The following is a 13,900-nucleotide window of genomic DNA, read 5'->3' as shown; positions in this document are numbered from 1 at the left end:
ACGCTCCAAGGCTGTTACTTTGTTTCTAAAATGAATTCTCATGCCTATTTAGTAAACCAATACTTACATGCGAATTATGCAGCAAATAGAAAAAATTATGTAAATGATTTTTGAGTCATAGTTATACTTTTCAGGATTAAAAATTTCACCCAGAAAAAACATAAATCACATGAAAATCCATTACTTACTAACCTTTATAACCATCATTCTCATATCGCTTCTGAGTGAGAATTATGTTCCGAAAATCGGAAAAGAAGCCCATGCAAATGACGGCAGAGATACTTCTCTTTATGCAGTAAACACGTCATTCAGATCTTAATTTTTGACAAATCACTGCCTCAAGAGGCATTACATTATCAGCCATTCTAAATCGAATTCTTACGCATAAAAAAACTTTTTTTAAAACGTAAGCAAACCAACTTTTACCTAATTTGAAAATAAATGACTTATAAAAACATATTGCAGATTGACGATGACATTGACGATTGCGAGTTTTTTATGGAAGCCCTTCAGGCCATTTCCAAAGCCGATTACACGGCCATGCAGAATCCGGTTGAAGCGCTCAATAAACTGATTCAGAAAGAACTTAATCCGGATGTAATATTCCTGGACCTGAACATGCCTATCATGTCAGGTTTTGAATTTTTAATTGAAATTAAAAAACAGGAAATAATCAAAAATATCCCTATTATCATTTTTTCTACTTCACAATTTGAAGAAATAAAAATGAAAGCCCGAAATTATGGTGCCAATGAGTATATCTCAAAACCAAGTGATTTCAACGAATTGAAAAAGATTCTAACCCATTATATTGTATAATGAAACAACGTTTTTTTTTCATAAACACAAAACACTTAAAATCAAAACATTTGGTAATTTTTGCTGTTTTTATTGTTAAATCCAAATGCCTTTTTTGGTGTTCTTAACAAAAAGAAAATGAAATTATCAACTCAAATAGTACTGGCATTTTCGCTAATCATTATGCTTTCTGTTGCAGACTCGTATACCAATTACAGACTGTCGCTTAAAGTGCACCTTAACTCTCAGTTTCTTTCAAATTCAGAAGCCGTAATTCGAAATTCAAATAAAACCCACAGAGCCATTCTTGAAATGCAGAGTGCAGTGCGCGGCTATCTCCTTACCAACGACACTACTTTTCTGGAAGCGTATTACAGCGGACTCGAAAAGGTTCCCGTATTTTTAAAAGAACAGCATCTGCTTACTGATAATAACGAACGCCAGGGTGCTATTCTGGATTCGGTTAGTACTTTACACAATGAATGGCTGGCATATACATCAGAACTTATTACAGCAAGAAAAGAGAATCCGCAGGCTTATCAAAACCTGCTGGATAATAAGCTCAAAAAACATGTGGGTAAAAACATCAACGATTCGATTACCGAAAAATTCAAACGCTTTGACCGCATTGAATATAAAACCCGAAAACATCACAGCCAGATGCTGATGCATTCGTTAACCAAAACCAGAACCTATTCGCTGATCTTTCTTTCGCTGACTTTTTTTGTCGGAATCTGCAGTACGGCTTATATCGTCATCATGATTACCAACCGAATTAATTCGATGGTTCGCGTGGCCGATACAATTTCTAAAGGTCGTTTTACTATTGTAGAGGATTATAAAAATGACGAACTGAGCGCTTTGGCATCTTCATTGAATATCATGTCACGCCGTCTTGAAAAAAACATTCAGGAACTCGAAAAGAAAAACGAGGAACTCAACAAGTTTGCCTATGTGGTTTCGCACGATTTAAAAGCACCTTTACGGGGTATTTACAATGTTATTACCTGGATTGAGGAAGATTTATCAGGCGAGCTCTCTCCTGCTTTAAAAAATTATCTCAATATTATTCCGCAGCGCACACAGCGTATGGAAGCGCTCATTAACGGGCTTCTGGATTATGCAAGAATCAATCGCAAAACGCCGCCGGAACTGGTAGATACAAACCTGCTTGTTCAGGAAATTACGCAGTCTATTGTACCTCGAAATTTTAAACTGGAAATCAATGACCTGCCCGAAATTTTTACAGAACGCCTAAAACTTGAACAGGTTTTCTCGAACCTCATCAGTAATGCAGTGAAATATTCGAATCCGCAAAACGGACATATCGAAATAAAATGCGAAAAATTCATGAGCATTTATGAGTTCTCTATAAAAGATCACGGAATTGGAATTGCAAAGGAATACCACCAGAAAATATTTGAAATTTTCCAGACGCTGCGCGAAAAAAATGAGATGGAAAGCACAGGAATCGGACTGGCCATTGTTAAAAAAATCATAGACGAACAAGGAGAAGATATTCATGTACAATCAAAACTGGGTGAAGGAACTGAATTTATTTTTACCTGGAGAAACACAAAATCTGTATGAGAAAACCTAATATATTATTAATAGAAGATGATGAACTGGACACGATTTCGGTAGAACGTTCACTTAAAAAACTGGAAATCAAATACGTTCTTCACACAGCTTACAACGGACTCGAAGCGCTGCAAATGCTTCGTGATACCGAAAATCCGCTTGTTCCGGATGTAATTCTCCTGGACATTAATATGCCGAGAATGAACGGAATTGAGTTCCTGAAAATTATTAGAACAGATGATGCGCTGAAGGATTTAAAAGTTTTCATCATGACAACTTCGTCTGAAAGCAACGACCGAGTAACTGCCGAAGCACTCGGAATTTCAGGATACATCATAAAACCTTTAAATTATACAGATAATACCAAAAGACCCGATTCGATGGATGCCTTTGTACAGTTTCATCTTAGAAAAATATTGATAAACGAAAATGGGTAGACGACAATATCAATATAAATTTCAATATCAATATCAATATGAATGACAATGGCAATATCAAAAAATCCAAAATCTGAAATCTAAAGTCTGAAATCTAAAATCTAAAATCTAAAATCCAAAATCTAAAATCCAAAATCTAAAATCCAAAATCCAAAATCTAATATTCCTCACCCCATGATATTATGAAAAAACCAAAACACATCGATAAGACATCTAAAGACGAGGTGATGATCGCCCTGCCTATAATAACAGATGAACCATCATCTGGACGCAAAAATAAAAAAAGTGAGGTTGAGGAATCTATTCTTACCGATGCTGAGTTTTTGAAAATTTTGATGAAAGTTAAAAATGGTAATTTTTCCCAACGTTTTCCTACCGACCAAAACGGAGTAAAAAGATCAATTTGCGATACTTTAAACGAAATAATTGACCTAAACGAAAGAATGGTTTTTGAATTTCAAAAAGTTGGAAAAAGCATTGGTAAACAAGGAAAACTAAACAATCGTGTGGTTCTTGATGGTGCACGCGGTTCGTGGAGTTCCTGTGTTGATTCTGTAAACACCTTGATTTCGGATCTGGTTCACCCAACGATTGAAATTGCTCACGTAATTACTTCTGTTGCAAAAGGGAATTTATCTCAGGAAATGCCTTTATCTATCGAAGGAAACCCACTTCAGGGAGAATTCCTCAGAATTGCAAAAGAGGTAAATGGAATGGTAAAACAGCTGAACCTTTTTTCTATGGAGGTTACTCGTGTGGCGCGTGAGGTGGGTACCGAAGGAAAACTGGGAGGTCAGGCAAAAGTTCGTGGTGTGGGCGGTGTTTGGAAAGATTTGACCGATTCTGTAAATAAAATGGCATCCAACTTAACAGGTCAGGTACGTAATATTGCCGATGTAACAACGGCTGTGGCAAAAGGAGATCTTTCGAAAAAAATTACCGTAGACGTAAAAGGAGAAATTCAGGAATTAAAAAATACCATCAATACCATGGTAGATCAGCTGAATTCCTTTTCTTCTGAGGTAACCCGTGTGGCGCGTGAGGTAGGTACCGAAGGAAAACTAGGCGGACAAGCTCAGGTAAAAGGTGTTGGCGGAACTTGGAAAGATTTAACCGATTCGGTAAACCAAATGGCATCCAACCTAACCGGACAAGTACGTAACATTGCCGATGTAACAACGGCCGTGGCAAAAGGAGATCTTTCGAAAAAAATTACCGTAGACGTGAAAGGAGAAATCTTAGAGTTGAAAAATACCATTAATACGATGGTGGATCAGTTGAATTCCTTCTCTTCTGAGGTTACGCGTGTGGCTCGAGAAGTAGGTTCTGAAGGAAAACTGGGGGGTCAGGCTCGTGTACGTGGTGTCGGCGGGGTTTGGAAAGATTTGACCGATTCGGTAAACCAAATGGCATCAAACCTAACAGGTCAGGTTCGTAACATTGCCGAAGTAACAACTGCCGTAGCAAAAGGAGATTTATCTAAAAAAATTACCGTAAACGTAGAGGGCGAAATCCTCGAATTAAAAAATACCATCAATACAATGGTGGACCAGTTGAACTCTTTTGGTGCCGAGGTAACCCGTGTGGCACGTGAAGTAGGTTCAGAAGGAAAACTCGGAGGTCAGGCAAAAGTAAAAGGTGTTGGCGGAACATGGAAAGATTTAACGGACTCTGTGAATCAAATGGCATCCAACTTAACCGGACAAGTACGTAATATTGCCGAGGTAACAACTGCCGTGGCAAACGGCGACCTTTCGAAAAAAATTACGGCTGTGGCCGAAGGTGAAATTCTGGAATTGAAGAAAACCATTAACACGATGGTGGATCAGCTTAACTCCTTCTCTTCTGAGGTAACGCGTGTGGCACTTGAGGTGGGTACCGAAGGAAAATTGGGAGGTCAGGCAAAAGTAAAAGGTGTCGGCGGAACATGGAAAGATTTAACAGATTCTGTAAACCAAATGGCATCTAACTTAACCGGACAAGTACGTAATATTGCCGAGGTAACCACAGCCGTGGCAAAAGGAGATTTATCCCGCCAGATTACCGTTGATACCAAAGGGGAAATCTTAGAGCTAAAAAATACCATTAATACAATGGTGGGACAGCTGAATTCCTTTGCTTCTGAGGTAACCCGTGTAGCCCGTGAGGTTGGTACCGAAGGAAAACTGGGAGGACAAGCGCAGGTTGAAGGTGTAGGCGGAACCTGGAAAGATTTAACAGATTCTGTAAATCAAATGGCATCCAACTTAACCGGACAGGTACGTAATATTGCCGAAGTAACAACAGCCGTAGCAAAAGGAGATTTATCGCTCCAAATTACGGTTGATGTAAAAGGAGAAATCTTAGAATTAAAAAATACCATCAATACTATGGTGGATCAGCTTCGAGGCTTTGCTTCGGAGGTTACTAGGGTATCTCGTGAGGTTGGTACAGAAGGAAAATTGGGAGGACAAGCCAACGTTCCTGGAGTTGCCGGAACATGGAAAGATTTGACCGACTCGGTTAACCAAATGGCCGGAAACCTTACCGCTCAGGTACGTAATATTGCCGATGTGGCGATTGCCGTTGCCAACGGAGATATGTCCCGAAAAATTACCGTTGACGTGCGCGGAGAAATTCTGCAATTAAAAGAAACCCTGAATACCATGGTGGATCAGCTTCGTGAATTTGCCTCTGAGGTAACTCGTGTGGCGCGTGAAGTTGGTACCGAAGGTAAATTGGGAGGACAAGCCAACGTTCCTGGTGTTGCCGGAACATGGAAAGATTTGACCGATTCTGTGAACCAAATGGCGGGTAACTTAACGACTCAGGTTCGTAATATTGCCGAAGTTACCATTGCCGTTGCCAACGGAGATATGTCGAAAAAAATTACGGCAGACGTTCGTGGAGAAATTCTGCAATTAAAAGAAACCGTAAATACAATGGTAGATCAGCTTCGTGCCTTTGCCTCTGAGGTTACCCGTGTGGCTCGAGAAGTAGGAACAGACGGAAAACTGGGCGGACAAGCTTTCGTACCCGGAGTTGCTGGAACTTGGAAAGATTTAACAGATTCGGTTAACCAAATGGCATCCAACCTAACCGGTCAGGTGCGTAATATTGCCGATGTAACGAAAGCCGTTGCCAATGGCGATCTTTCGAAACAAATTACGGTTGACGTAAAAGGAGAAATTCTCGATCTAAAAAACACCTTCAATACGATGGTGGAACAATTAAATTCATTTGCTTCTGAGGTTACGCGTGTGGCACGTGAAGTGGGTACCGAAGGAAAATTGGGAGGGCAATCTGAAGTAAAAGGTGTTGCCGGAACCTGGAAAGATTTAACCGATTCAGTTAACGTAATGGCATCCAACTTAACAGGTCAGGTTCGTGGAATCGCTAAAGTTGTAACATCGGTAGCAAAAGGAAATCTAAAACAAAAATTATCTATTGATGCAAAAGGTGAAGTAGCACAGCTTACAGATACTATTAATGAGATGATTGATACGTTGGCCACTTTCTCAGATCAGGTAACAACTGTGGCCCGAGAAGTAGGTGCCGAAGGAAAACTGGGCGGTCAGGCAAACGTTCCGGGAGCATCGGGAACTTGGAAAAACTTAACAGAAAATGTTAATCAGCTGGCTGCAAATCTTACGACTCAGGTTCGTGCCATTTCTGAGGTTGCTTCGGCGGTAACACAAGGAGATTTAACCCGAACAATTGGTGTTGAAGCAAAAGGTGAAGTTGAGGCTCTTAAAGATACTATCAACCAAATGATTTCAAACCTAAAAGCAACTACTTTACGTAATCAGGAACAGGACTGGCTGAAATCGAATTTGGCAAAATTTACGCAGATGCTTCAGGGACAAAAAGAACTGAATGCGGTGACCAAAAAAATCCTTTCAGAACTCGCAGCGGTGGTTACAGCACAGCACGGACTTTTCTATATTCTCGAAGAAGGAGAAGATTTTATGGATTCTAAACTGAATTTAATTGCTTCTTACGCCTACATCAAACGAAAAGATTCTATTACACAATATGCAATGGGTGAAGGACTTATTGGTCAGGTTGCGATTGAAAAAGAAAGAATTATTTTGAGTAATGTTCCAAAAGATTACATCAGAATCAATTCCGGACTTGGTGATGCGAAGCCTAAAGACGTTATTATTCTTCCAGTTTTGTTTGAAGGAAGACTTAAAGCTGTTATTGAATTAGCGTCATTGGATACCTTTAGTCAGACGCACTTAGATTTCTTAGAAGGTTTGACAGAAAGTATCGGAATTGTATTAAATACAATCGAATCGAATTCCAGAACAGAAGAGTTATTGGTTCAGTCTCAATCGCTGGCAAGCGAGCTGAAAAGTCAGCAGGAAGTATTAAAAAACACCAACGAAGAGCTCGAAGAAAAAGCTATTTTATTGGCGAACCAAAAAGAAGAAGTGGAACTCAAAAATCAGGAAGTCGAGGTTGCCCGTAAAGCTTTGGAGGAAAAGGCAGATCAGCTTACTTTGACATCCAAATATAAATCGGAATTCCTTGCGAATATGTCCCACGAGTTAAGAACTCCGTTGAACAGTTTACAAATTTTGGCCAACGAATTAATCGCCAACCGCGACGGAAATTTATCCGAAAAACAAATTCAGTTTGCCAAAACGATCAATTCTTGTGGAGATGACTTAATTCAGTTGATTAATGATATTCTGGATCTTTCTAAAATTGAATCCGGTTATATTTCTGTAGATTATAATCCGATTAGTTTTGCAGAAATCAGCCGATTTGTGGAGTCTACATTCAACCCTATTTCTCAGGCAAAACATCTTCGCTTTGAAATCAATATGGATGAAAATTTACCGGAAGTAATGGAAACAGATTCACAAAGATTAAATCAAATCCTTAAAAATCTTTTGTCGAATTCATTCAAATTTACTGAAAAAGGGGAAGTAAAATTAAATATATACAAAGCAGATAATAATTGGAAAACAAAAAATAACAGTTTAGAAAATGCCGAAGCTGTTGTGGCTTTCGAAATTTCGGATACCGGAATCGGAATTTCAAAAGAAAAACAAAATATCATTTTCGAAGCTTTCCAACAGGCAGAAGGATCTACAAGTCGTAAATATGGAGGAACTGGTTTAGGATTATCCATTAGCCGTGGACTTTCTGACTTATTAGGCGGAAGCATTGAACTTGAAAGTGATACCAATATTGGAAGTAAATTTACTTTGTTTCTTCCATTAAAATTCGTTCATATTCCTGAAATTGAAGATATGAATGTAAACGAAGAAACCAATGTAATCCATGCCGGAAAAAGTCGTTTAAAATCGCTTCCATCGGCTAGTTTCAACAAATCAGATATGGATTTGTACTTTATTGATGAAGTTGGTGACGATCGTGCTGATATTAAAACAGATGACAAAGTTTTATTGATAGCAGAAGACAATGTCACTTTTGCAAAAATCCTGCTCGAAAGAGCGCATCAGCATGATATTAAAGCCGTTGTAACCACAAGAGGAAACGATGTTGTAGATTATATCAATCAATTTCAGCCTCATGCCATTTCAATGGATTTGAATATGCCTGATACAAGCGGGTGGAAAATTCTGGATCGTTTAAAAACTGATTTTACATTACGTCATATCCCGGTTTATATTATTTCTGGCGAAGATGAAAGAAATAAAGGTTTAAAACGAGGCGCCCGAAACTTTTTGGTGAAACCGGTAAAAAACGATGTTTTGACTTCTTTATTCAATGATATTCAGGATTTCAAAAATAAAAAAGAAAAAAATCTGCTTGTTGTAGATGATAATAATGAAGAATTAAAAAGAATTGTAGACGCAGTAAAAGGCGATGATATTGTAATATCTACTGCTTTAACGGCAAAAGAAGCCGTGGAGCTCATTAAACAAAAATCATTCGATTGTATTATTTTAGATTTATATCTTCCAGATGCAGACGGATTGGATTTAATAAGTGATCTTGAAAATAATATCAGCGGTCAGGAAACAGCAATTATTATATATTCAGCCGGAGATGTCAACAAAAAACAACGCAGTAAACTAGGTCGATTTGCGCATAGTATTATCACCAAAAGTGCTGTTTCAATTGATGAATTAGTCGATCAGACTGCTCTCTTTATGCACCGTATTCACAAAGATCTGCCTGATAGTATGAGAGATAGAATCGAAACTTTTTATTTAAAAGAAGATGTTCTTATCAATAAAAAAGTACTTTTGGTAGATGACGATGTTCGAAATCTATTTGCATTAACCACTGCGCTGGAACGTTTTGGACTAGAAGTTATTAGTGCTGAAAGTGGTCACGAAGCAATTCAAATCTTGAGTGATAACAACAGTATCGATATTGTTTTAATGGATATCATGATGCCGGAACTGGACGGTTACGAAACCATGAAAATCATTCGACAAAATAGCAAACATAAAGATTTGACCATTATTGCAGTAACAGCAAAAGCAATGAAAGGTGACCGACAAAAATGCATCGAATCCGGAGCCTCAGATTATATTACTAAACCGGTAAATGTTGAACAATTATCCTCTTTAATGAGAGTTTGGTTGAAATAAAAACCTAAATGAAAGCCCCCATGCAAAAACATTCGGTAAAAATATTAATCGTCGATGACAAGAAGGAAAACCTACTTTCGCTTCAGGTCATACTCGCAGATCAGGGATATGAGTTTGTAGAAGCTACATCTGGTAAAGATGCACTTCGGATTCTTCTTAAGAATCAGGATTTTGCCATCATTTTAATGGATGTGCAAATGCCTCTTATGGATGGATTTGAAACTGCAGAACTAATCCGACAGAGCGATAAACTCAAACATGTTCCTATTATTTTTCTAACCGCCAACATGAATACTTCCGATTATATTTTTAAAGGATATCAATCTGGCGCGGTTGATTATATGATTAAACCTTTGTCTGCTGAAATTTTGCAGGCCAAAGTTTTGGTTTTTACAGAATTATACAAGAAAAACAAAGAATTACAGATCAAAGAAGAAGAAACAACTGCACTGAATGCAAAAATTACAAAAGCTAATGAAGAGCTGGAAAAACAATATGAAGCAATAGAAAAATACGCCGCCGAATTAAAAAAGAAGAATCAGGAACTGGATGCTTTTACGCATATTTCCAGTCATGATTTACAGGAACCCCTCCGGAAAATACAAACTTTTACCAATATCATTCTGGCAAGGGAATACGACAACCTGAGTCCGGACGGCCGAATCAAGTTTGACCGGATTTTGTATGCCACAAACCGAATGCGCGAGCTTATAAACGATCTTTTGTCTTTTTCCCGAACCAATATCACAGACCGCGTTTACGAGAACACAGATCTCAATACTATGGTTGAAAACATCAAAGAAGCGTTGCGTGAAAATATTAAAGAAAAAAATGCCGTAATCGTAACCGATCTGCATGGAAAAATTAATATTATTCCGTTTTTGTTCATTCAGCTTCTCGAAAATTTAGTTAACAATGCGCTGAAATTTTCCAAAAAGGATATACCGCTTCAAATTGAAATTAAAAGCAGGATTGCAAGCGGAAAAGACCTGAAAAACGATAAGCTGCTGCCCCTTGAAACGTACTGCCACATTAGTTTTAAAGACAACGGAATAGGTTTTGATCCTGAATACAGCGAAAAAATATTTGGCGTTTTCCAAAGACTGCACAGCCGTGATGTATACGAAGGAACCGGCATGGGACTTGCTATTGTAAAAAAAATTGTCGAGAACCATAACGGTATAATCCTCGCTGCGGCACAGCCTATGCAGGGTGCGACATTTCATATTTACATACCGCAGTAATTAGAAAATATAGATCGGAAATTTTTTAAAGTAATATGATTTAAATCATACTTTATCGCTTAAAAAAGTAAGTTCTTTGACCTCGGTTAAAAGAAAATTATTAATTCAGTTTTAATATCTTTCGCAAAAATAGAAACGGGAACCTCGCAGCTCCCGTTTTTTTTATGCAATTACTTTATTCATCATTGCTTTCGATATATTCTCGGCCCTTACTTTTACTTCATCAGCCTTTTCGCCTTCAAATAAATCATCGACTGTTTTTTTCCAGAGCTTTGTCCAGTGCTTAAAATGGGCCTCGGTCAAAGTGCTTTTCTTGTCCAGCATCCGGTGTTTCATCATAGGATTCCCGTCAAAATTTCCGGTATGAAAAAGAATGTTATCCCAAAAATCATACATGATCGGGAGGTGTTTCTGCCAGTTAACCATTGCTACTTCTGTAAATAAATAGCCAATCGTGGCATCTGCCTTTATTTTATTATAAAAGGCGTCGACGAGTATTTCTATATCATCTTTATTTCTAATATCTGTTTTCATTTTCTCTTTATAATTCTAATATCATAAAAAACATTAAAGATCTTTTTTATCAAATTTTCTAACCGAAACGGCAAACGGAACAACAATCCATAAAACAAGAAGCAGAAAAGAAATCAATAATCCTGCCGCAGTCCCGAAAAAGTCCTTGAAAATAGCGCCTGTGTAGCCCATCATCGCCGACTGGTCCAAATGTAGTAAAATTTGTATTCTTGCAAGGTCTATCGGGCTTAAAGCTGTTACGGCAACCATGGCTTCTTCGATTGGATATTCGGCAAACTGAAACAACAGAAACAGCACCAAAGCATCAAAAAGAATGGCAAAATAAAGCCAGAACATAATCGCCATACCAATTCCTTTGGCTTTGTCGCGTGTTAAAATACAGCTTAAAAAAGCCAGCGAAACAAATACGACCGTGATTAAACATCCCGACAAAAGCATCATGAAACCTGCTGTATCCGGCGCATTAATCAAGAGCGGAATTCCGGCGCCGGCAAAAAAAGCGAGAACCAGTGCAATAGAAAGTCCCGCAAATAAACTGATCCAGATTTTTTTTCGTTTTAAAGGCTGGCTCAGCAAAAGTTCAATAAACTCGGAACTGTTGTAAATATAAATCGTAGAAAAAAGGATCGAAACCAGTGGAACAGTAAATAAAATTACATTCAGAATAGTCAAAAGCCCTTTTGCCGAATTATTCTCGAGCATAAAAGATCCCCAGGAAAGAAGGCCCAAAACTAAAGCATAACTTACTACAATTTTGTTTTTAAGGATGTCGAGTAAGACAATTTTAATTATTCTGTTCATGCTGTTTTTCTTTTAATATTGCGGCAATAGATTTCGAAATTTTAGTCTCGCCTGTAGATTCCAGAAGATCATGGATCGTTTTATGAAAATGTACTTTTCCGTCTTGCATAAAAATGATCTGGGTAATCATATCGTCAAGTTCACTCAGTAAATGCGAAGTAATCAGGATTAGTTTTCCTTTGTTCTTCTCTTTGATGATTTTTTCTTTCAGAATTTCGGCCGCCAGCGGATCAAGTCCGGCAGTAGGCTCATCGAGAATTAAAACATCGGGATTAAACAGAAAAGCCAGTGTGGCACTCACCTTTTGTGTCGTGCCTCCGGAAAGCGTTCTCATCTGCTTATCGCTCATTTTATCAAGTTTAAAAGCCTGTATCAAATCCTCGTCCAGTTCTGCTTTAGAATTTCGGATTTCCTTGATCATCGATATAATCTGAGAGATGGTCATGTTATCCGGATAACGCCCAATTTGAGGCATGTAGCCAATGTTGCTTCGGTACTCAAACTTTTTTAAGATCGATTCGTTATTCAGTAAAATATCACCGCTGTCGGGAACAACCATTCCCAGAACCGATTTAATCAAAGTCGTTTTGCCGCAGCCGTTCGGGCCGATAAGAGCAATGCATTCTCCTGCTTTAAATTCAAGGCTGACATTTTGTAAAACCTGAAGTCTGCCAAATTTTTTATTTATATTTTTTAAAGTAATCATAATACAAGAGATTTCATTTCGGGGGTTTCGTCAACAAAATTATCAGGGGTAATACTCGGAAGAATTTTTTCGGATTTATCCAAAAGCGTAATCATAAAACTTCGGAACAAAAGCATTGCCGACGGATTGCTTTCGGTAATAACCGCAAAGAGACTCAGCGGATGAAAAGGCACATCGCCTATGCCGTCCTTATTGAGATCGTAACCTTCGTATTTGTCCCAATAATTATTATTGAAGTGATTGAGCACCAAACTTCCGTTGGTACTGATATCAAAAGTATTAGAAAGAAAATTATTGAACGAAATGACATTGTCCATACAGCTCGCCTGAACTTTCATTCCCCAGCCGTTATCTTTAAAAATATTCCGTTCGAGCTGTACACGGCTGGTTCCTTCCATATAAATTCCTGAAGTATTTCGAATGAATTTATTTCCCGTGATATAACTGTCGGATATTTCTTTGAGAAGTAAACCGTAGGCCGCATCGCCCCAGTTTTCTTCAAAATAATTATTGAACATTTTTACGTTTTTGGTAAACATAACCGCCACTCCTGCCCCATTGTTTTTGAAAACATTTGAGATATAAGCATCATCATTTGAGAACATAAAATGAAGTCCGTAACGAATATTGGCTTTTGAAACATTCCGCCAGATGACCGAATTGGAAACAAATTCAAAATAAATTCCGTCACGATGACCCGAAATTTTATTGCCGATGATCTGCATATTGTCGCTTTTCCAGCAGTGAATGCCGTTGCCAATACGCTGTTCTTCTTTCTGAAACGCCTTTATTGTATTGTTTTTGATGATGCAGTTTGTGCCTTTCTGAACATAAATTCCAAAGAAATTATTCTCCAGAAGATTGTCTTTTACCACAACACCCGTTTTGTTATATATTTTAATTCCACAGGGATCATTCAGGGATGCGTAACCTGAATTAATAACCTTAAATCCGGAAAAAATTACGCTGTCGGCTTTTATAGATATGATTTCATGCTTTCTCTCACCATCAAGGACAGGCAGGTTTTTTCCCTGCAGAATTATTTTTTTATCTACAATAATATTGCCTTCACGATACACACCTTTATTTACGATAATAGTGTCACCGGATTTTGCCAGTTCGATCGCTTTTTTAATTGTTTTTACCGCTTTGCCGGGCCCTACTTCTATCGTTTGTGACCAAAGACAATTGAAAAACAACAAGAATGAAAGACAAAAATGCAGCTTCATAGTTTTTTGTTTT

Annotated in this window: 10 protein-coding genes; 6 read left to right on the top strand and 4 right to left on the bottom strand. The window is 38.0% G+C overall.

The genetic code is table 11. The annotated features are described in order from the left end of the window. The first annotated feature begins 169 nt into the window (after window positions 1-169). The 6 genes from OZP11_RS24690 (at window position 170) to OZP11_RS24665 (ending at window position 10,617) form a co-directional block, all read left to right on the top strand. On the top strand, window positions 170-319 hold the full coding sequence (locus tag OZP11_RS24690; RefSeq protein WP_281233152.1) for a hypothetical protein: 150 nt from the start codon (window positions 170-172) through the stop codon (window positions 317-319). A 122-nt stretch (window positions 320-441) separates the two neighbouring features. Next, the gene (locus OZP11_RS24685; RefSeq protein ID WP_281233151.1) at window positions 442-819 is read left to right on the top strand and encodes a response regulator; all 378 of its coding nucleotides are present in this window, start codon (window positions 442-444) and stop codon (window positions 817-819) included. Between the two features lie 117 nt (window positions 820-936). Next, entirely contained in the window at window positions 937-2,388 is a 1,452-nt protein-coding gene (locus OZP11_RS24680) for a sensor histidine kinase (protein WP_281233150.1), read from the top strand. After that, the gene (locus tag OZP11_RS24675) at window positions 2,385-2,816 is read left to right on the top strand and encodes a response regulator (RefSeq protein WP_281233149.1); all 432 of its coding nucleotides are present in this window, start codon (window positions 2,385-2,387) and stop codon (window positions 2,814-2,816) included. The genes OZP11_RS24680 and OZP11_RS24675 overlap by 4 nt, the downstream gene beginning before the upstream one ends. A gap of 182 nt (window positions 2,817-2,998) precedes the next feature. Continuing rightward, window positions 2,999-9,373 carry a HAMP domain-containing protein gene (locus OZP11_RS24670; RefSeq protein ID WP_281233148.1) on the top strand — a complete coding sequence of 2,125 codons (6,375 nt, stop codon included), beginning with the start codon at window positions 2,999-3,001 and terminating at the stop codon, window positions 9,371-9,373. Window positions 9,374-9,393: 20 nt separating this feature from the next. Beyond that, window positions 9,394-10,617, top strand: a complete 1,224-nt coding sequence (locus OZP11_RS24665) for a sensor histidine kinase (RefSeq protein ID WP_281233147.1) — start codon at window positions 9,394-9,396, stop codon at window positions 10,615-10,617. A gap of 162 nt (window positions 10,618-10,779) precedes the next feature. Here OZP11_RS24665 and OZP11_RS24660 read toward each other — a convergent pair whose 3' ends face one another. From OZP11_RS24660 to OZP11_RS24645, 4 genes are read right to left on the bottom strand one after another with little or no spacing between them, the layout of a single operon-like run. After that, window positions 10,780-11,151, bottom strand: coding sequence for a group III truncated hemoglobin (locus OZP11_RS24660; RefSeq protein ID WP_281233146.1), 372 nt, complete (start codon window positions 11,149-11,151; stop codon window positions 10,780-10,782). Between the two features lie 33 nt (window positions 11,152-11,184). Further along, window positions 11,185-11,952: an ABC transporter permease subunit gene (locus OZP11_RS24655; RefSeq protein WP_281233145.1), complete on the bottom strand. Its 768-nt coding sequence runs from the start codon at window positions 11,950-11,952 to the stop codon at window positions 11,185-11,187. Next, on the bottom strand, window positions 11,936-12,658 hold the full coding sequence (locus OZP11_RS24650) for an ABC transporter ATP-binding protein (RefSeq protein WP_281233144.1): 723 nt from the start codon (window positions 12,656-12,658) through the stop codon (window positions 11,936-11,938). The genes OZP11_RS24655 and OZP11_RS24650 overlap by 17 nt, the downstream gene beginning before the upstream one ends. Continuing rightward, the gene (locus OZP11_RS24645; protein ID WP_281233143.1) at window positions 12,655-13,887 is read right to left on the bottom strand and encodes a nitrous oxide reductase family maturation protein NosD; all 1,233 of its coding nucleotides are present in this window, start codon (window positions 13,885-13,887) and stop codon (window positions 12,655-12,657) included. The genes OZP11_RS24650 and OZP11_RS24645 overlap by 4 nt, the downstream gene beginning before the upstream one ends. Window positions 13,888-13,900 lie beyond the last annotated feature (13 nt).

Origin of the sequence: Flavobacterium gelatinilyticum (assembly GCF_027111295.1) — a bacterium.
GTDB lineage: Bacteria > Bacteroidota > Bacteroidia > Flavobacteriales > Flavobacteriaceae > Flavobacterium > Flavobacterium gelatinilyticum.
The sequence above is the reverse complement of the archived record's forward strand: the minus strand, read 5'-3'. Positions and strand labels throughout refer to the sequence as shown.

What these genes read in the sequence shown, in the direction of transcription:
- OZP11_RS24670 (WP_281233148.1), top strand. Translation starts at nt 2,999, where the DNA reads ATGAAAAAACCAAAACACATCGATAAGACATCTAAAGACGAGGTGATG.
- OZP11_RS24650 (WP_281233144.1), bottom strand. Translation starts at nt 12,658, where the DNA reads ATGATTACTTTAAAAAATATAAATAAAAAATTTGGCAGACTTCAGGTT.
- OZP11_RS24655 (WP_281233145.1), bottom strand. Translation starts at nt 11,952, where the DNA reads ATGAACAGAATAATTAAAATTGTCTTACTCGACATCCTTAAAAACAAA.
- OZP11_RS24685 (WP_281233151.1), top strand. Translation starts at nt 442, where the DNA reads ATGACTTATAAAAACATATTGCAGATTGACGATGACATTGACGATTGC.
- OZP11_RS24660 (WP_281233146.1), bottom strand. Translation starts at nt 11,151, where the DNA reads ATGAAAACAGATATTAGAAATAAAGATGATATAGAAATACTCGTCGAC.
- OZP11_RS24645 (WP_281233143.1), bottom strand. Translation starts at nt 13,887, where the DNA reads ATGAAGCTGCATTTTTGTCTTTCATTCTTGTTGTTTTTCAATTGTCTT.
- OZP11_RS24675 (WP_281233149.1), top strand. Translation starts at nt 2,385, where the DNA reads ATGAGAAAACCTAATATATTATTAATAGAAGATGATGAACTGGACACG.
- OZP11_RS24690 (WP_281233152.1), top strand. Translation starts at nt 170, where the DNA reads ATGAAAATCCATTACTTACTAACCTTTATAACCATCATTCTCATATCG.
- OZP11_RS24665 (WP_281233147.1), top strand. Translation starts at nt 9,394, where the DNA reads ATGCAAAAACATTCGGTAAAAATATTAATCGTCGATGACAAGAAGGAA.
- OZP11_RS24680 (WP_281233150.1), top strand. Translation starts at nt 937, where the DNA reads ATGAAATTATCAACTCAAATAGTACTGGCATTTTCGCTAATCATTATG.